16 protein-coding genes are annotated in these 17735 nt (G+C 70.9%); all 16 read right to left on the bottom strand.

All coding sequences use genetic code 11. The features are described 5' to 3' along the window. Positions 1 to 19: 19 nt before the first annotated feature. The 16 genes from QZX64_RS03545 to QZX64_RS03470 all read right to left on the bottom strand — a co-directional run bounded on the left by QZX64_RS03545 (position 20) and on the right by QZX64_RS03470 (position 17701). Positions 20 to 1039 (bottom strand): polyprenyl synthetase family protein, encoded by a 1020-nt coding sequence (locus QZX64_RS03545; protein WP_295657012.1) that lies wholly within the window; start codon positions 1037 to 1039, stop codon positions 20 to 22. Continuing rightward, positions 1036 to 2628 carry an NADH-quinone oxidoreductase subunit NuoN gene (nuoN, locus tag QZX64_RS03540; RefSeq protein WP_295657010.1) on the bottom strand — a complete coding sequence of 531 codons (1593 nt, stop codon included), beginning with the start codon at positions 2626 to 2628 and terminating at the stop codon, positions 1036 to 1038. The genes QZX64_RS03545 and nuoN overlap by 4 nt, the downstream gene beginning before the upstream one ends. Continuing rightward, positions 2625 to 4166: an NADH-quinone oxidoreductase subunit M gene (locus tag QZX64_RS03535; protein WP_295657008.1), complete on the bottom strand. Its 1542-nt coding sequence runs from the start codon at positions 4164 to 4166 to the stop codon at positions 2625 to 2627. The genes nuoN and QZX64_RS03535 overlap by 4 nt, the downstream gene beginning before the upstream one ends. Then, a complete protein-coding gene (nuoL, locus tag QZX64_RS03530; RefSeq protein WP_295657068.1) occupies positions 4163 to 6112 on the bottom strand; it encodes an NADH-quinone oxidoreductase subunit L in 1950 nt (649 codons plus the stop codon). Before nuoL ends, QZX64_RS03535 begins: the two co-directional genes overlap by 4 nt. 13 nt (positions 6113 to 6125) lie before the next feature. After that, the gene (nuoK, locus tag QZX64_RS03525; RefSeq protein ID WP_295657007.1) at positions 6126 to 6419 is read right to left on the bottom strand and encodes an NADH-quinone oxidoreductase subunit NuoK; all 294 of its coding nucleotides are present in this window, start codon (positions 6417 to 6419) and stop codon (positions 6126 to 6128) included. After that, on the bottom strand, positions 6416 to 7231 hold the full coding sequence (locus QZX64_RS03520; RefSeq protein ID WP_295657006.1) for an NADH-quinone oxidoreductase subunit J: 816 nt from the start codon (positions 7229 to 7231) through the stop codon (positions 6416 to 6418). Before QZX64_RS03520 ends, nuoK begins: the two co-directional genes overlap by 4 nt. Then, positions 7231 to 7812, bottom strand: a complete 582-nt coding sequence (gene nuoI / locus QZX64_RS03515) for an NADH-quinone oxidoreductase subunit NuoI (RefSeq protein WP_295657005.1) — start codon at positions 7810 to 7812, stop codon at positions 7231 to 7233. Before nuoI ends, QZX64_RS03520 begins: the two co-directional genes overlap by 1 nt. Next, positions 7812 to 9191: an NADH-quinone oxidoreductase subunit NuoH gene (gene nuoH, locus QZX64_RS03510; protein ID WP_295657004.1), complete on the bottom strand. Its 1380-nt coding sequence runs from the start codon at positions 9189 to 9191 to the stop codon at positions 7812 to 7814. The genes nuoI and nuoH overlap by 1 nt, the downstream gene beginning before the upstream one ends. Further along, on the bottom strand, positions 9188 to 11614 hold the full coding sequence (locus QZX64_RS03505; protein ID WP_295657003.1) for an NADH-quinone oxidoreductase subunit G: 2427 nt from the start codon (positions 11612 to 11614) through the stop codon (positions 9188 to 9190). The genes nuoH and QZX64_RS03505 overlap by 4 nt, the downstream gene beginning before the upstream one ends. Beyond that, entirely contained in the window at positions 11611 to 12933 is a 1323-nt protein-coding gene (gene nuoF, locus QZX64_RS03500) for an NADH-quinone oxidoreductase subunit NuoF (protein ID WP_295657002.1), read from the bottom strand. The genes QZX64_RS03505 and nuoF overlap by 4 nt, the downstream gene beginning before the upstream one ends. Further along, the gene (gene nuoE / locus QZX64_RS03495) at positions 12930 to 13661 is read right to left on the bottom strand and encodes an NADH-quinone oxidoreductase subunit NuoE (protein ID WP_295657001.1); all 732 of its coding nucleotides are present in this window, start codon (positions 13659 to 13661) and stop codon (positions 12930 to 12932) included. The genes nuoF and nuoE overlap by 4 nt, the downstream gene beginning before the upstream one ends. Positions 13662 to 13669: 8 nt before the next feature. Then, positions 13670 to 15010: an NADH-quinone oxidoreductase subunit D gene (locus tag QZX64_RS03490; RefSeq protein ID WP_295657000.1), complete on the bottom strand. Its 1341-nt coding sequence runs from the start codon at positions 15008 to 15010 to the stop codon at positions 13670 to 13672. Then, positions 15010 to 15864: an NADH-quinone oxidoreductase subunit C gene (locus QZX64_RS03485; RefSeq protein WP_366558504.1), complete on the bottom strand. Its 855-nt coding sequence runs from the start codon at positions 15862 to 15864 to the stop codon at positions 15010 to 15012. The genes QZX64_RS03490 and QZX64_RS03485 overlap by 1 nt, the downstream gene beginning before the upstream one ends. Further along, a complete protein-coding gene (locus QZX64_RS03480) occupies positions 15861 to 16415 on the bottom strand; it encodes an NADH-quinone oxidoreductase subunit B family protein (protein WP_295656998.1) in 555 nt (184 codons plus the stop codon). The genes QZX64_RS03485 and QZX64_RS03480 overlap by 4 nt, the downstream gene beginning before the upstream one ends. A gap of 7 nt (positions 16416 to 16422) precedes the next feature. Next, positions 16423 to 16782, bottom strand: coding sequence for an NADH-quinone oxidoreductase subunit A (locus QZX64_RS03475; RefSeq protein ID WP_295656997.1), 360 nt, complete (start codon positions 16780 to 16782; stop codon positions 16423 to 16425). A gap of 229 nt (positions 16783 to 17011) precedes the next feature. Next, a complete protein-coding gene (locus QZX64_RS03470; RefSeq protein ID WP_295656996.1) occupies positions 17012 to 17701 on the bottom strand; it encodes a demethylmenaquinone methyltransferase in 690 nt (229 codons plus the stop codon). Positions 17702 to 17735: the final 34 nt, after the last annotated feature.

The following is a 17735-nucleotide window of genomic DNA, read 5'->3' as shown; positions in this document are numbered from 1 at the left end:
GTCCCCGACCATAGCCCCCTTAGCCGGAGCGCGTGGCCACGACGTCGGCGAAGGCCTCGAGGGCCGCGCGGACGGGCCCGTGCGGCAGGACCCCCAGCAGGGCCTTGGCCTCCTCGGCCCGGGCCACGACGTAGGCGCGTGCCGCGTCCATCGCCGGGTGCCGCCGCAGCAGTGCCAGCGCCTCCGCGTGGAGGGCGTCGTCGCCGAGGTCGGAGTCGAGCAGCTCGAGCAGCCGGGCGTCGGCGGGGTCGGTGGACGCCCTGGCCATCAGCACGGGCAGCGTGGGGACGCCCTGGCGCAGGTCGGTGCCGGGGGTCTTGCCGGAGGCGGTGGAGTCCGAGGCCACGTCGAGGATGTCGTCACCGAGCTGGAAGGCGGCGCCGACGATCTCGCCGTACGTCGTCAGCGCCTCCTCCACCTCGCGGCTGGCACCGCCGAAGTGGGCGCCGTAGCGGGCCGAGGTGGCGATGAGGGCGCCGGTCTTGCCGGCGACGACGTCGAGGTAGTGACCGAGGGGGTCCTCGCCCGGACCTGGCTCGACGGTCTCGAGGATCTGGCCCTCGACCAGCCGGGTGAAGGTGTTGGCCTGGACGAGCACGGCGTCGGCGCCCAGGGCCGCGGTCAGCTCCGAGGACTTCGAGAAGAGGAAGTCGCCGGTCAGGATGGCGATGTGGTTGTCCCAGCGGGCGTTGGCCGAGTCGGCGCCGCGACGCAGCGCGGCCTCGTCCATCACGTCGTCGTGATAGAGCGAGGCGAGGTGGGTCAGCTCCACCACGCAGGCAGCCCGGACCACCTCGTCCGAGTCGGGCGTCTCCCCCGCCTCGGCGGCGAGCAGCACCAGCAGCGGGCGGAAGCGCCTGCCGCCGGCCTCCATCAGGTGGCTGGCCGCCTCGGTGATGAACGGCGCCCGGCTGCGGACGTGCTCAGCCAGCTGCTGCTCGACCTTCACCAGCCGGACCGCCAGCCGGTCGGCCAGGACCGGGTCCGTCACGGGCAGGGCGAGCCCGGCATCGGCCGCCAGGCGCGGGTCGGTGGTCACCGGATGAACTCTCCTGCGCGGGCCGCGAGGTCGAGCAGCGGGCCCGGGAGGACGCCGAGCATCAGGGTGGCAGCAGCACCCACCGCGATGGCGGTCGCGGTCAGCACCGAGGGGCGGACGACCGAGGGTCCCTCGCCGATCGGCTCGTCGAAGTACATCAGCACGATGACCCGGACGTAGAGGTAGACCGCGATGATGCTCGACGCGATGGCGGCGACCACGACGGGCCAGGCGCCGGCGGCGAGGGCGACCGAGAAGACGGCCCACTTGCCGACGAAGCCGGAGGTCAGCGGGATGCCGGCCATGGCGAGGAGGAAGAAGGCGAACACGCCCGCCACGACCGGGGCCTCCTTGCCCAGTCCGGCCCACCGGCTGAGCGTCGTCGCCTCGCCGGCGGAGTCGCGCACCAGCCCGACGACCGCGAAGGCGCCGAGGGTCATCAGGCCGTAGGTGGCCAGGTAGAACAGCACGGCCTGCAGCGAGGAGATCTCGCCGTTGCTGAGGTCGCCGGAGGCCTGCACGCCCAGCACGCCGGTGAGGATGAATCCGGTGTGCGCCACCGAGGAGTAGGCCAGCAGTCGCTTGATGTCGGTCTGGGTGAGCGCCAGGACCGCGCCGAGGACCATGGTGAGGATCGCGATGATCCACAGCATCGGCTGCCACGACCAGCGGTCGGCACCGAAGGCGACGTAGAACAGGCGCAGGATGGCCCCGAACGCCGCCACCTTGGTGCCGGCCGACATGAAGGCGGTGACCGGGGTCGGAGCGCCCTGGTAGACGTCGGGGGTCCAGGCCTGGAACGGGACCGCACCCACCTTGAACAGCAGGCCGACCGCCAGCAGGCCCAGGCCCACCAGCAGCATCACCCGGTTGTCGACGTCGTTGCGCACGGCCTCGCTGATCTGGCTGAACTGCATGGAGCCGGAGAACCCGTAGATCAGCGCCGCGCCGTACAGGAAGAAGCCGGAGGAGAAGGCACCGAGGAGGAAGTACTTCAGGGCCGCCTCCTGGCTGAGCAGGCGACGCCGGCGGGCGAGTCCGGTGAGCAGGTAGAGCGGCAGCGAGAGGATCTCCAGCGCCACGAACATCGTCAGCAGGTCGTTGGACGCCGGGAAGAGCAGCATGCCGAAGACCGCGAACAGCAGCAGCGGGTAGACCTCGGTGTGGTCGAGGCCGCGGGTCGAGGCGGTGCGCTCGGCGTCGGTGCCCGGGAGGGCGGCCGCCTGGCCGGCGAAGGCGGACACGCCGCCGTCGAGGTGGCGCTCGGCGAAGAGGAGCGCCCCCAGGATCGCGAGCACCAGGATGAGGCCCCACAGGAACAGCGTCGGGCCGTCGAGGGCGAGCGTGCCGCTCATCGCCAGGATGCCGCGGGCCTGCCCGTCGGCGTACGACGGCACCTCGCGGGCCACGAGGACCAGCATCACCAGCGCGCCCACGAGTGCACCGACGGTGAGCAGCGTCTGGACGAGGTAGCGGTGCGCCCGTGGGACGAACGCCTCGACCACGACGCCGAGGCAGGCGGCGAAGAAGACGATGAGCAGCGGCGACAGCTCGAAGTAGTCGACTACCGGCTTGACGAACTCGTTCACTGGGCCCCCTCGGCCGCGTCGTTGTCAGCGGCGGGCACGGTCGGTGCGTCGTCGGTGACGCCGACCTGTGTCAGCGTCGTCTCGACGTTCGGGTTGATGATGTCGAGCAGCGGCATCGGGTAGAACCCGAACAGCACGAGCGCCAGCAGCAGCGGCGCCAGGGTGCCCACCTCACGGCGGTCGAGGTCGGTGACGGCCTCGACGTCGGGGCGCACCGGGCCGGTGAAGGCGCGCTGGTACATCCACAGGATGTAGACGGCCGAGAGCACGATCGCGGTGACCGCGACGGCGCCCGCCCACCAGGCGTGGTCGAACGCGGCGATGATCACCAGCATCTCGGAGACGAACGGCGACAGGCCGGGCAGCCCGAGCGACGCGAGGCCGGCGATGAGGAAGAACCCGGCGAGCACCGGCGCCTTCGACTCCACGCCGCCCATCCGGCTGATCAGCGAGGTGCCCCGGCGACGGATGAGGTAGCCGGCCACGATGAACAGCGCCGCGGTGGCGATGCCGTGGTTGACCATGTAGAGGATCGCGCCGCTGCCGCCCTGGGCGGAGAACACGAAGATGCCCAGCACGATGAAGCCGAAGTGCGACAGCGAGGTGAGGCCGATCAGGCGCAGGATGTCGTCCTGGCCGATCGCCACCAGCGCGCCGTACACGATCGAGACGAGTGCCAGCACGACCACGACCGGCGTCGCCCACCGCGAGGCCTCGGGCAGCAGCCCCAGGCAGAACCGCAGCATGCCGAAGGTGCCGATCTTGTCCAGGACGCACACCAGCAGCACCGACGTGCCGGGGGTCGCCTTCTCGGTCGTGTCGGCCAGCCAGGTGTGCACGGGGAACATCGGCGCCTTGATCGCGAAGGCGACGAAGAAGCCCACGAAGAGCCACCGCTGGGTGTCCTCGGCGATGTCGAGGGCCGCGAGGTCGGTGAGGAGGTAGGACGGCGTGCCCTGGTTGGCCGAGACGACGTACAGCCCGATGACCGAGCCCAGCAGCACCAGGCCGCCGGCCAGCTGGTAGATCAGGAACTTGGTGGCCGCCCGGCTGCGACCGGCGCGGCCGAAGCCGCCGATGAGGAAGTACGCCGGGATGAGGGTCGCCTCGAAGACGACGTAGAAGAAGAACACGTCGGTGGCGGTGAAGACCGCGAGGCTCATCGCCTCCAGCGCCAGCGTCCAGGCGAAGAAGGTCTTGGTGTTGCCCTCGTCGGCGTCGCGCCAGGAGGCGAGCATCACGATCGGCACGAGCACCACCGTGAGCAGCACCATCAGCAGGCCGAGGCCGTCGAGGCCCACGGCGTAGTAGGCACCGAAGGCACCGATCCACTCGTGCTGCTCCTCGGACTGGAAGCCGCTGCCGCCCGCGGAGAAGTCCAGGGCCACCACGACCGCCGGCACCAGGGCGAGCAGGGCGAAGCCGAGGCCGACCTGCTTCGCCAGGGGCTCGCGCGGGCCGCTGGGCAGGAACGCCGTGACCACCGCACCCACCAGGGGCACGAGGATCAGGGTCGTCAACCAGGGGAAGTCGGTCATGCGAGGTTCACCGCCATCAGGGCGAGGACGACGAGCAGGACGCCGCCGAGCAGGGAGAGTGCGTAGGACCGGACGTAGCCGTTCTGGACCCGGCGCAGGAGTCCGGACAGCCCGCCCATGGTGGCGGCGCCACCCTCGACGACCCCGTCGATGCCGACGCGGTCGGCGGTGGTCAGGCCGCGGACCAGCTCGGCGGCCGGCCGCACCACGAAGGTGTCGTTGAAGGCGTCCCCGTAGACGTCGGCGCGCGCGGCGCGGGTGACGAAGGAGACGTTGCGCGGGGCCTCGCGGGGCACGTCGCGGCGCCCGACCAGCAGGAACGCCGCGGCCACGCCGACGGCGACGACCGCCACGATGATCGCGGTGATCGCGAGGGCCGGCAGCGGGGGCTCGTGGTGCTCGCCCACGCCGGTCACCGGCAGGAGCCACTCGACGATCCAGTCGCCGAGCACCAGCACGCCGCCGACGACCGACAGGGCGGCCAGCGCGACCAGCGGCACCGTCATCACCGCGGGCGACTCGTGCGGGTGCACGTCCCTCTCCCAGCGCTTCTCGCCGAAGAACGTCATCAGCATCAGCCGTGTCATGTAGAACGCGGTGATGCCCGCGCCGGCCAGGGCGCAGAGGCCGGCGACCAGGTTGTCGGCCAGTGCGGTCTCGATGATCCTGTCCTTGGACCAGAAGCCGGAGAACCCCGGGAACCCGATGATCGCGAGGTAGCCCATGGCGAAGGTCGCGAACGTCACCGGCATCGCGGTGCGCAGCGCGCCGTAGTGGCGCATGTCGACGTCGTCGTTCATGCCGTGCATCACCGAGCCGGCGCCGAGGAACATGTTGGCCTTGAAGAAGCCGTGCGTGAGCAGGTGGAAGATCGCGAACGCGTAGCCCACGGGGCCCAGGCCGGCCGCCAGCATCATGTAGCCGATCTGGCTCATCGTCGAGCCGGCCAGCGCCTTCTTGATGTCGTCCTTGGCGCAGCCGATGACCGCACCCCACAGCAGCGTGACCGCCCCCACGACCACGACCGCGGTCTGCGCGACGGGCGCGAGCTCGAAGATGAAGTTGGCGCGGACCACGAGGTAGACGCCGGCGGTGACCATGGTCGCGGCATGGATGAGCGCCGACACCGGGGTCGGGCCCTCCATGGCGTCCAGGAGCCACGCCTGCAGCGGCACCTGGGCCGACTTGCCGCAGGCACCGAGCAGCAGGAGCAGGCCGATGGCGGTCAGCGTGGCCTCGGAGGCCTCGCCCGCGACCTCGCTGATGCCGGCGAAGTCGGTGGTGCCGAAGGTGGCGAACATCAGCGCGATGGCCAGCGAGAGGCCGATGTCGCCGACGCGGTTGATGACGAAGGCCTTCTTCGACGCGGCGGCCGCGGAGTGCTTGTGCTGCCAGAAGCCGATCAGCAGGTAGGACGCCAGGCCGACGCCCTCCCAGCCGAGGAACAGGCCGAGGAAGTTCGCCGACAGGACCAGCACCAGCATGGCGGCGACGAAGAGGTTGAGGTAGCCGAAGAACCGGCGGCGGCGCACGTCGTGCTCCATGTAGCCGACGGAGTAGAGGTGGATCAGCGACCCGACGCCCGTGATCAGCAGCAGGAACAGCGCCGACAGCGGGTCGTAGAGCAGGTCGAGGCCGACGTCGAGGCCGCCCACCTGGAACCAGGTGTAGAGGTGCTGCCCGATCTGGCGCTCCTCCTCACCACGTCCCAGGAGCGAGACGAACAGGGCGACGCTGAGCCCGAAGGACGCGACGGCGGCGAGGACGCCGAGGTAGTGGCCCCACCGGTCGAGCAGGCGGCCGGGCCGGCCGAGGGCGCCACCGACCAGCAGGACGACCGCGCCGGCCAGCGGCAGCGCGATCACCAGCCACAGCAGGGAGAAGACCCCGTCGGCCGCACTCGGGTCGACCACCGGGACGGTGGCCTCTTCAAAGGCGATGGACATGTGCGCAGACACCTCAGTACTTCAGCAGGCTGGCGTCGTCGACCGAGGCCGAGCGGCGGGTGCGGAAGATGGTCATGATGATCGCGAGCCCGATCACGACCTCGGCGGCAGCCACCACCATCACGAAGAAGGCGGCGATCTGGCCGTCGAGGTTGCCGTGCTGGCGGGCGAACGCCACGAACGCCAGGTTGCAGGCGTTCAGCATCAGCTCCACGCACATGAAGACCACGATGGCGTTGCGCCTCGTCAGCACGCCGACGCAGCCGATGGTGAAGAGGATCGAGGACAGGACGACGTACTCGTTCACCGTGCCTCCTCCTCGGTGTGGGCGGTGGCGCCGGCCTTGCCGCTGGTCTCCGGGGTGGAGGCGGCGTCGACGCCGAGCTGGCGCTGCACCTCGGTGATGTCGTCGACCATCGCGGGCGCCGAGCGGACCGTGCCGCGCGCGGCCAGCACCCGGGAGACCGAGGCCTCCGACGCGGTGCCGTCGGGCAGCAGGGCCGGGGTGTCCACGGCGTTGTGGCGCGCGTAGACGCCGGGCGCGGGCAGCGGGCCGGGGTGCTTGCCCGACGTCGCGTAGTCCTGGAAGCGCCGGGCGGCGAGCGCGGCCTGGCCCTCCTTGGGCTCGAGGCGCTCACGGTGCGCGAGCACCATCGCGCCGATGGCCGCGGTGATGAGCAGCGCGCTGGTGGCCTCGAAGGCGAAGACGTAGCGGCTGAAGAGGACGTTGGCGAGCGCCTCGATGTTGCCGCCGTTGTTGGCCTCGTCGAGGCCCACCACGGTGCCGAGCGAGATCTGGGCGAGACCGATCACCAGCACCGAGCCGAGGACCAGGCCGGCGACGGCCGCCATGGCCCGCTGGCCGCGGATCGTCTCCACCACCGAGTCGGAGGCGTCGACGCCGATCAGCATCAGCACGAAGAGGAACAGCATCAGGATCGCGCCGGTGTAGACGATGATCTGCACCGCGAAGAGGAACGGGGCCTCCAGCACGGCGTACAGCACAGCCAGGCTGATCATCACGACAGCCAGCAGCAGGGCGGCATGCACCGCCTTGCGCACGAACAGCAGGCCCAGCGCGGCGACCACCATCAGCGGGGCGAGGATCCAGAAGGCCATCAGTCCGATCCTCCCGGGGACGACTCCTGCTCGGGGGCGCCCTGGGTGGAGAAGTTCCCGCGGTAGTAGTCGCCCTGGTCCGAGCCCAGCCGCATCGGGTGCGGCGGCTGCTCCATTCCGGGCAGGAGCGGGGCCAGCAGGTCGCTCTTCTCGTAGATGAGGTCGGCGCGGCTGCTGTCGGCGAGCTCGTACTCGTTGGTCATCGTCAGCGCGCGGGTGGGGCACGCCTCGATGCACAGGCCGCACAGGATGCAGCGCAGGTAGTTGATCTGGTAGACGCGGCCGTACCGCTCCCCGGGGCTGTAGCGCTCACCGTCGGCGTCGGAGTTGGAGGCACCCTCGACGTAGATCGCGTCGGCGGGGCACGCCCAGGCGCACAGCTCGCACCCGATGCACTTCTCGAGGCCGTCGGGCCAGCGGTTGAGCTGGTGCCGGCCGTGGAAGCGGGGCGCCGTGGGCTGCTTCTCGAAGGGGTACTGCTCGGTGACCACCTTCTTGAACATGGTCCGGAACGTCACCCCGAAGCCCGCGACGGGGTCCCAGAACTGCTCCTTGAGACTCTTGGAATCAGAGTCGGCCATCAGATCTCCTCGCCATCGGTGGTCACGGAGGACCGCCTCGTGGTCGTGTGGAACGTGAGCGGGGCGGCGGCGCCACGGACGGCGCCGCCCTCGGGCATGGGCGGCACCGGGAAGCCGCCGGCGTAGACGTCGGCGGGCTCCTCGGACCCGGCCAGGGCCTCGGGCTCGGGATCGGGCCGGTCACCGAGGAAGAACATCGCCAGGAACAGCGCCAGCGCCACGCCGATGGCGGCCATCACCCAGGTGCGGTCGAGGCTCTCGGAGCTCGCGGCCAGGCGGATGGTGGCCACGGCCACGATCCAGACCAGCGAGACCGGGATGAGCACCTTCCACCCGAACGCCATGAACTGGTCGTAGCGCAGCCGGGGCAGCGAGCCGCGCAGCCAGATGAAGAAGAAGATGAACACCAGCACCTTGCCGAAGAACCACAGCACCGGCAGGTAGCCCTCGTTGGCGCCGTCCCACATCGAGAGCGGCCAGGGCGCGCGCCAGCCACCGAGGAACAGCGTGGTGGCCAGCGCCGAGACGGTCGCCATGTTGATGTACTCGGCGAGGAAGAACAGCGCGAACTTCAGGCTGGAGTACTCGGTGTGGAAGCCGCCGACCAGCTCGCCCTCGGCCTCGGGGAGGTCGAACGGCGCACGGTTGGTCTCGCCGACCATCGCGATGATGTAGACCACGAACGACGGCAGCAGGATCAGCGCGAACCACCCGGGCACGGGCACCTCGAGGCCCAGCACGTCCAGGGTGTTGGTGCTGGCCTGGGCGTCCACGATCTGCGAGGTCGACATCGACCCGGCGTAGAGGAACACCGCCACCAGCGCCAGGCCCATGGCGACCTCGTAGGAGATCATCTGGGCGCTCGAGCGCAGGCCCCCGAGCAGGGAGTACGTCGATCCGGAGGACCAGCCTCCGAGCACGATGCCGTAGATGCCGATCGAGGCGATCGCCATCACGAACAGCACCGCGACCGGCATGTCGGTCAGCTGAAGCGGGGTGGTGCGGTCGGTGAACGGCAGCCCCACCTCGGGGCCGAACGGGATCACCGCGAACGTCACGAACGCCGGGATCACCGCGATCACCGGCGCGATGACGAAGACCACCTTGTCGGCGGCCTTGGGGATGACGTCCTCCTTCAGCGCCAGCTTCACGCCGTCGGCGAGCGACTGCAGCAGGCCGAAGGGCCCGTGCACGTTGGGGCCGATGCGGTGCTGCATGCGCGCGACGACGCGGCGCTCCCACCAGATGTTGAACAGCGTGAGCAGCACCAGCACGACGAAGATCACCACGGCCTTGATGATGACCAGCCACCACGGGTCCTTGCCGAAGGCCGACAGGTCGTCGACCGCCATCGGCAGCAGCAGGCTCGGGATCGTCATGCGCGGACTCCCTTCACGTCGACCGAGCTCCCCGGGGAGGCGAGGTCGGCCAGCACACCGTTGCCGAACGAGTTGGCGGGCACCCACACGACGCCCGCGGGCAGGTCGGCGACCACGACCGGCAGGGTCACCGCGCCACGGTCACCGGTCACGGTGACCTGCGGGACCGCGCCGGGGTCGAGCGTCCCGAACAGGTCGTCGTACGCCGCCTGGCCCAGGCGGGCGACGGGCCGGCGGGCGGTGGCGCGGAGGTGGTCGACACCGTCCTGCATGGAGCCGAGGTCGACCATCTGCTTCCAGGTGGCGAGCCGGAAGGTCCCGGCGCCTGCTGGCGCGGCCGTCGGCCTGCTCTGCGCGAACACCGGACGGGCGCCGTCCCAGGGGCCGATCGCCATCATCTCGGCGCGGACCTGCTCGACGGTGCGGAAGCCGAGCGGGGCGCCCATCTCCTCGGCGACGCCGGAGAGCACCCGCAGGTCGGGCAGGGACGCGGGGTTGCTGAGCAGGGCCTCGAAGGGACGCGTGCGGGCGTCCCAGGTGACGAACGTGCCCGCCTTGTCGAAGACCGGGGCCACGGGCAGGACGACGTCGGCGGCACGGGTCACGTCGGTCTCGCGCAGCTCCAGGGCCACCACGAAGCGGGCGGCCGCGACGGCGGCACGGGTGGCGGCGGGGTCGCGGGTGTCGTCGGGGTCGACGCCCCCGATCACGAGCCCGCCCACCTCTCCGCCGAGGAGGGCGGCCACGATCGCGTCGGCGTCGCGGCCGACCTGCTCGGGCACGGAGGCGACGCCCCACGCGGCGGCGGCGTCGACCCGGGCCTGCGCGTCGGCGACCGGACGGCCGCCCGGCAGCAGGGTCGGCAGGCAGCCGGCCTCGACCGCACCGCGGTCGCCTGCGCGGCGCGGCACCCAGACGAGCCGGGCACCGGTGGTGGCCGCGAGGTCCAGGGCCGCGGCGTAGGCGCCGGGTGAGGTGGCCAGGCGCTCGCCGACCATGATGATGCCGCCGCTGTCGAGGGCGACCACCCCGTCGTCGGCGAGCGCAGCCAGCGCTGCGGCCTCCTCGCCGGGGACCGTGCGCACGAGCCGGCCGTCCAGCTTGGCCAGCCCGCGGGAGGTGTACGGCGCGACCGACACCACGCGGGTGCGACCGCGGGTGGCCTTGCGCAGGCGCAGGAAGACCGGGCCGGCCTCGTCCTCGGGCTCGAAGCCGGCGAGGACCACGACCGAGGCCTGCTCCAGGTCGGCGTACGTCACGCCCCCGGAGAGGGCGACGTGGGCGCCGAGGAACGATGTCTCCTCAGCCGAGAGCGGCCGCGAGCGGAAGTCGATGTCGTTGGTGCCGAGCGCCACCCGGGCGAACTTGGCGTAGGCGTAGGCGTCCTCGGCGGTGACCCGGCCACCGGTGAGCACGGCGCCGGCCCCGGCGGCGCGGAGCCCGCGAGCGGCCACGGTGAAGGCCTCGGGCCACGACGCCGGGCGCAGCTCACCGCTCTGGTCGTCGCGCACCATCGGGTAGGTGATGCGGTCGGCGGCGCGGGAGTAGCCGAAGGCGAAGCGGTCCTTGTCGGTGATCCACTCCTCGTTGACCTCGGGGTCGTTGCCGGCCAGGCGGCGCATGACCTTGCCGCGACGGTGGTCGACCCGGATCGCGGATCCGCAGGCGTCGTGCTCGGCCACCGACGGGCTGGAGACGAGGTCGAAGGGGCGCGAGCGGAAGCGGTAGTCGGCCGAGGTGAGGGCGCCGACCGGGCAGATCTGGATGGTGTTGCCCGAGAAGTAGGACTCGAAGGGCTCCTTCTCGTAGATGCCGACCTGCTGCAGGGCGCCCCGCTCGATGAGCGCGATGAAGGGGTCGCCGGCGATCTCCTCGGAGAAGCGGGTGCACCGCGCGCACAGCACGCAGCGCTCGCGGTCGAGGAGGACCTGCGCGGAGATGTTGATCGGCTTGGGGAAGGTGCGCTTGACACCGTCGAAGCGGGACTCGCCGCGACCGTTGGACATCGCCTGGTTCTGCAGCGGGCACTCGCCGCCCTTGTCGCAGACCGGGCAGTCGAGGGGATGGTTGACCAGCAGGAACTCCATGATCCCCTGCTGCGCCTTGTCGGCACCAGCGGAGGAGATCTGCGTCTTCACCTCCATGCCCTCGGTGGCGACCAGGGTGCACGAGGCCTGCGGCTTCATGCGCCCGGGCGGGCCCTGCATCTGGCGCATCGAGCCGTCGGGCCCGGGCATGGCGACCTCGACGAGGCACTGGCGGCACGCGCCGACCGGGGCGAGCAGCGGGTGGTCGCAGAAGCGCGGGATCTGCACGCCGACCTGCTCGGCGGCGCGGATCACCAGCGTGCCGGGCGGCACGCTGACCGAGACGCCGTCGATCGTCAGCGTGACGAGGTCGGTCTTCGAGGGGGTGGTCGTCATGAAGCGGATGCTCCTGCCGGTGCGAAGAGGGTCGAGGCCGCCGGGTCGAAGGGGCAGCCGCCGGAGGTGAAGTGCTCGACGAACTCGTCGCGGAAGTACTGGATGGAGGACTGGATGGGGCTGACCGCACCGTCGGCGAGGGCGCAGAAGGAGCGGCCGAGGATGTTGTCGCACTGGTCGAGCAGCAGGTCGAGGTCGGCCTCGCTGCCCTGCCCCTTCTCGAGACGGGCCAGGGTCTGCACCAGCCACCAGGTGCCCTCGCGGCACGGGGTGCACTTGCCGCAGGACTCGTGCTTGTAGAACTCGGTCCAGCGCAGCGTGGCGCGCACCGCGCACACCGTCTCGTCGAAGAGCTGGAGGGCGCGGGTGCCGAGCATCGAGCCGGCAGCGCCGACACCCTCGAAGTCCAGCGGCACGTCGAGGTGCTCGGCGGTCAGCATCGGCGTCGAGGAGCCGCCCGGGGTCCAGAACTTCAGCTGCCGCCCACCGCGCATGCCGCCGGCGAGGTCGATCAGCGTGCGCAGGGTGATGCCCAGCGGGGCCTCGTACTGTCCCGGGTTGGTCACGTGGCCGGACAGGCTGAAGATGCCGAAGCCCTTGGACCGCTCGGTGCCCATGGAGGAGAACCAGGCGGCACCGTTGTCGATGATGCTCGGCACCGAGGCGATCGACTCGACGTTGTTGATCACCGTCGGGCTGGCGTAGAGGCCGGCCACCGCCGGGAACGGCGGGCGGAGCCGCGGTTGGCCGCGCCGGCCCTCGAGACCCTCGAGCAGGGCGGTCTCCTCGCCGCAGATGTAGGCGCCCGCACCGGCGTGCACCACGACGTCGAGGTCGTAGCCCGAGCCGTGGATGTTCTTGCCGAGGTGGCCGGCGAGGTAGGCCTCCTGCACGGCGCGCTGCACGCGACGGATCACGTGGAGCACCTCGCCGCGGATGTAGATGAACGCCTGGTTGGCCCGGATGGCGAAGGAGCTGATGATCACGCCCTCCACCAGGGTGTGCGGGCTGGCCATCATCAGCGGGATGTCCTTGCAGGTGCCCGGCTCCGACTCGTCGGCGTTGACCACGAGGTACTTCGGCTTGGGGTTGTCCTGCGGGATGAAGCCCCACTTCATGCCGGTCGGGAAGCCGGCACCGCCGCGGCCGCGCAGGCCTGAGTCCTTGACGGCCGAGACGACGGCGTCGGGCCCGCCGAACTCGGGGGCCAGCGCCTTCTTCAGGCCGGCGTAGCCGCCCTGGGCCTCGTAGGAGGCGAGGGTCCAGCTGCGGTCGGCGTCCCAGTTGCGGGTGAGGACCGGGGTCAGGGTGTCAGTCACTTCGAGTCGCCTTCCTGGGGCTGGGCCGGGACGGACGCCGGGTCGGGCGCCGTCCAGCCGCGGTCACGGGCGATGCCGAGTCCGTGCATCGTGGGGGCGCCGCCGGCCGGGCCCTCGTCGGCCTGGCCGTCGTTGAACCCGGCGAGCACCCGCTCGGCCTGGCGCCACGAGCAGATCCTCGGGCCCCGGGTGGAGCGGACGCCGGCGCCGGTGCGCAGGTCGTCGACCAGCTGCGTCGCGGACTCCGGGGTCTGGTTGTCCATGAACTCCCAGTTGACCATCACCACCGGCGCGTAGTCGCACGCCGCGTTGCACTCGATGTGCTCGAGGGAGACGGTCGCGGCGTCCTGGGGTCGTCGCTCGGCGGTCTCGTCGTTGCCGACGTCGAGGTGCTCCTTGAGCCGGTCGAAGATCGCGTCGCCGCCCATCACCGCGCAGAGCGTGTTGGTGCAGACGCCGACGAGGTAGTCGCCGACCGGCTTGCGCTTGAACATCGTGTAGAAGGTCGCCACCCCGCTGACCTCGGCCGCGCTGAGCCCGAGGACCTCGGCACACGCCTCGATGCCCTCCGGCGTCACCCGGCCGTGCACCGACTGCACGAGGTGCAGCATCGGCAGCAGGCCCGACCGCGCCTGGGGGTAGCGGGCGGCGATCTCGCGGAGCTCGGCGTAGGTGGTGTCGTCGATGACCGTCGGGGTGGTCACCGGGACGCTGATCGGGGTGCTCATCGGGGTGCTCATCGGTCAACGCCTCCCATGACGGGGTCGATCGAGGCGATCGCGACGATCACGTCGGCGACCATGCCGCCCTCGCTCATCACGCTCGTCGCCTGCAGGTTGGTGAAGGACGGGTCGCGGAAGTGGGCCCGGAACGGGCGCGTGCCGCCGTCGGAGACGACGTGCGCACCGAGCTCGCCGCGCGGCGACTCGACCGGCACGTAGGCCTGGCCCGGCGGGACGCGGAAGCCCTCGGTCACCAGCTTGAAGTGGTGGATCAGCGCCTCCATGGACTCGCCCATGATGTGCTTGATGTGGTCCAGGCTGTTGCCCATGCCGTCGCTGCCGATGGCGAGCTGGCTGGGCCAGGCGATCTTCTTGTCGCCGACCATGACCGGCGCCCCCTCCAGGCCGGCGAGGCGCTCGACGCACTGCTCGACGATCCGCAGCGACTCGTCCATCTCGGCCAGGCGGACGCGGAAGCGGCCGTAGGCGTCGGCGGTGTCCCACGTGTGCACGTCGAAGTCGTAGGTCTCGTAGCCGGAGTACGGCTGGGTCTTGCGGAGGTCCCAGGCGTAGCCGGTGGCGCGCAGCGGCGGCCCGGTCAGGCCCAGCGCGATGCAGCCCGCCAGGTCGAGGTGGCCCACGCCCTCCAGGCGGGCCTTGAAGATCGGGTTGGCGTTGCACAGGGCGGCGTACTCGGGCAGGCGCTTCCTCATCAGCACGACGAAGTCGCGGATCTCGTCGAGGGCACCGGGCGGGACGTCCTGGGCCACGCCACCGGGGCGGATGAACGCGTGGTTCATGCGCAGGCCGGTGATCAGCTCGAACAGGTCGAGGACCAGCTCGCGCTCGCGGAAGCCGACGGTCATGACCGTCAGCGCGCCGATCTCCATGCCACCGGTCGCCACGGCGACGAGGTGGGAGGAGATGCGGTTGAGCTCCATGAGCAGGACCCGCATGACCTGGGCCTTCTCGGGGATGTCGTCCTCGATGTCGAGGAGCCGCTCGACGCCCAGGGAGTACGTCGCCTCGTTGTAGAACGGGGAGAGGTAGTCCATCCGCGTGCAGAACGTGACGCCCTGCACCCAGGAGCGGTACTCCATGTTCTTCTCGATGCCGGTGTGGAGGTAGCCGATGCCGCAGCGGGCCTCGGTGACCGTCTCGCCCTCCAGCTCGAGGATGAGCCGCAGCACGCCGTGGGTCGAGGGGTGCTGGGGCCCCATGTTGACGACGACGCGCTCCTCGGCGGAGTCGCCGAGGCCCTGGGTGATGGAGTCCCAGTCCTGGCCGGTGACGGTGAACACCTTGCCCTGGCTGGTGTCGGAGGGCTGTGCGTAGAGATCTTCGGTGGTCGACATCAGTTGTAGGTCCTCCGCTGATCGGGCGGCGGGATGCTGCCGCCCTTGTACTCCACGGGAATGCCGCCCAAGGGGTAGTCCTTGCGCTGCGGGTGGCCCGGCCAGTCGTCGGGCATGAGGATGCGCGTGAGCGCGGGGTGGCCGTCGAACTGCAGGCCGAACATGTCGTAGGTCTCGCGCTCGTGCCAGTCGATGGTCGGGTAGATGCTGACCAGCGACGGGATGTGGGGGTCGGCGTCGGGCGCGGTGACCTCGAGCCGGATCCGGCGGTTGTGGGTCATCGAGAGCAGGTGGTAGACCGCGTGCAGCTCGCTCCCGGTGTCGTCGGGGTAGTGCACGCCGCTCACGCCCGAGCAGAGCTCGAAGCGCAGCGTCTCGTCGTCGCGCAGCATCTGGGCGACGAACGGGAGGTCGTGGCGCCGCACGTGGAACGTGATCTCGCCGCGGAAGATGACGACCCGGTGGATCGCCGCCTCGAGGTCGGTCTGGCGCAGCCGCGCCTCGAGCGCGTCGGCGACCTCGTCGAACCAGCCGCCGTACGGGCGCGAGGCGGTGCCGGGGTAGACGATCGGGGCCACCAGGCCGCCGTAGCCGCTGGTGTCGCCGGTGCCGCGGGCGCCGAACATGCCGTGGCGCACGCCGACGGCCTGCTCGACGGTGGTGCGGTCGGGCACCAGGCCGGCGGCGCGGACCTTGTCCTCGCGGGTCTCGCTGCGCTCGGCACCGTCCTGCCGGACGTGGGGGCTGGCGTCGGTGGGCGCCACCGACACCGGCTGCTCACCGCGGACGCGCTCGTCCTCGGCGCCCTTCGGACGGTTGTCGGAGCTGCGGCCCGAGCGGTTGTCGCCGCTCATCGCAGCAGGCCCCTCATCTGCGAGGTGGGCACGGCGGTGAGGGCCGCGGTCTCCAGCTCCTCGACCTCCTTGCTGCGGTTGACGCCCAGCTTGGTGGCCTGCACCTGGTCATGGAGCTTGAGGATCGCGTCGATCAGCATCTCGGGGCGGGGCGGGCAGCCGGGGAGGTACATGTCGACGGGCACGATGTGGTCGACGCCCTGCACGATCGAGTAGTTGTTGAACATGCCACCGGAGCTGGCGCAGACGCCCATGGCCAGGACGTACTTCGGCTCCGCCATCTGGTCGTAGATCTGGCGCAGCACGGGAGCCATCTTCTGGCTCACCCGGCCGGCGACGATCATCAGGTCGGCCTGGCGCGGGCTGGCCCGGAAGACCTCCATGCCGAAGCGGGCGAGGTCGTACTTCGGGCCGCCGGAGGTCATCATCTCGATGGCACAGCAGGCCAGCCCGAAGGTCGCGGGCCAGAACGACGCCTTGCGCATGTAGCCGGCGACCCCCTCGACGGTCGTCAGCAGGACGCCGCTGGGCAGCTTCTCTTCGAGTCCCATGATTACCTCAGTCCCATTCCAGGCCGCCGCGACGCCAGACGTAGGCGTAGGCGACGAACACGGTGGCGATGAACAGCACCATCTCGATCAACCCGAACCACGCCATGGCGTCGAAGTGCACGGCCCACGGGTAGAGGAAGATGATCTCGATGTCGAAGATGATGAAGAGCATCGCGGTGATGTAGTACTTCACCGGGAACCGGCCGCCGCCCACGGGCTGCGGTGTCGGCTCGATGCCGCACTCGTAGGAGTCGAGCTTGGCCCGGTTGTAGCGCTTGGGCCCGGTCAGCGTGCTGACGCCCACCGAGAAGATCGCGAAGCCCGCCGCGAGGAGGGCCAACGCCAGGACTGGCGTGTAGAGCTCCATTGCCGTGCGTTCCCTTCCGTCGAGCCGCCCCCGCGGGACCTCTGTCCATGACCGCGTCATGTGACCTTGTGAATCACTTCACGAGTGGCGCAGCCCCCAGTCTAGGCGGCGCCCGTACATCCGTCATCTCGGGGTGGGGCCCCGCCGTCACCGCCGTTGACCTGCGCATTTAACGCACGAACCGCTTCTCAAAATCAGCACGCCCGGCACAGGCCCCGGTGGAGACGTCTCAGGCGGTCGCGCGGTGCAGCGCGACCACCCCGCCGGTCAGGTCGCGCCACTCCGGACGCCGCCAGCCCGCCTCGGCGACCAGGGCGGCCAGACCCGCCTGGTCGGGCCAGGCACGGATCGACTCGGCGAGGTAGACGTAGGCGTCGGGGCTGGAGGAGACGGCGCGGGCGACGGTGGGCAGCGCCTTCATCAGGTACTCGAGGTAGACGGTGCGAAACGGCGTCCAGGTCGGGTGGCTGAACTCGCACACCACCAGCCGGCCGCCCGGCCGCGTCACGCGCAGCATCTCGCGCAGCCCGGCCATCGGGTCGACGATGTTGCGCAGCCCGAAGGAGATCGTCACGGCGTCGAAGGTGTCGTCGGCGAAGGGCAGCCGGGTGCCGTCGCCGGCGGTGAAGGGCAGCGCCGGCCGTGCGCGCTTGCCGACCCGCAGCATGCCGAGGGAGAAGTCGCAGGGCACGACGACCGCCCCGGCGTCGGCGAAGGGCTGGCTCGACGTGCCGGTGCCGGCCGCGAGGTCGAGCACCCACTCCCCCGCGCCGGGGTCGACGGCGTCGACGACGTCGCGGCGCCAGCGCCGGTCCTGGCCGAGTGAGAGCACGTCGTTGGTCACGTCGTACCGCCGGGCCACGGCGTCGAACATGCGTCGTACGTCGGTCGGCTGCTTGTCGAGGTCTGCGCGGGCCACGGGCCGGAGCCTACGGTCCCTCCTCCGAGCGCCC

This window comes from uncultured Nocardioides sp. (assembly GCF_902805925.1).
In the GTDB taxonomy this organism is placed as follows: Bacteria; Actinomycetota; Actinomycetes; order Propionibacteriales; family Nocardioidaceae; genus Nocardioides.
The sequence above is the reverse complement of the archived record's forward strand: the minus strand, read 5'-3'. Positions and strand labels throughout refer to the sequence as shown.

Bases quoted from the DNA above. Each gene is read 5' to 3' on its own strand.
- QZX64_RS03535 (WP_295657008.1), bottom strand. From the start codon at position 4,166: ATGACCGACTTCCCCTGGTTGACGACCCTGATCCTCGTGCCCCTGGTG.
- nuoL (WP_295657068.1), bottom strand. From the start codon at position 6,112: ATGTCCATCGCCTTTGAAGAGGCCACCGTCCCGGTGGTCGACCCGAGT.
- QZX64_RS03520 (WP_295657006.1), bottom strand. From the start codon at position 7,231: ATGGCCTTCTGGATCCTCGCCCCGCTGATGGTGGTCGCCGCGCTGGGC.
- nuoI (WP_295657005.1), bottom strand. From the start codon at position 7,812: ATGGCCGACTCTGATTCCAAGAGTCTCAAGGAGCAGTTCTGGGACCCC.
- nuoH (WP_295657004.1), bottom strand. From the start codon at position 9,191: ATGACGATCCCGAGCCTGCTGCTGCCGATGGCGGTCGACGACCTGTCG.
- QZX64_RS03505 (WP_295657003.1), bottom strand. From the start codon at position 11,614: ATGACGACCACCCCCTCGAAGACCGACCTCGTCACGCTGACGATCGAC.
- nuoE (WP_295657001.1), bottom strand. From the start codon at position 13,661: ATGAGCACCCCGATCAGCGTCCCGGTGACCACCCCGACGGTCATCGAC.
- QZX64_RS03490 (WP_295657000.1), bottom strand. From the start codon at position 15,010: ATGTCGACCACCGAAGATCTCTACGCACAGCCCTCCGACACCAGCCAG.
- QZX64_RS03485 (WP_366558504.1), bottom strand. From the start codon at position 15,864: ATGAGCGGCGACAACCGCTCGGGCCGCAGCTCCGACAACCGTCCGAAG.
- QZX64_RS03480 (WP_295656998.1), bottom strand. From the start codon at position 16,415: ATGGGACTCGAAGAGAAGCTGCCCAGCGGCGTCCTGCTGACGACCGTC.
- QZX64_RS03475 (WP_295656997.1), bottom strand. From the start codon at position 16,782: ATGGAGCTCTACACGCCAGTCCTGGCGTTGGCCCTCCTCGCGGCGGGC.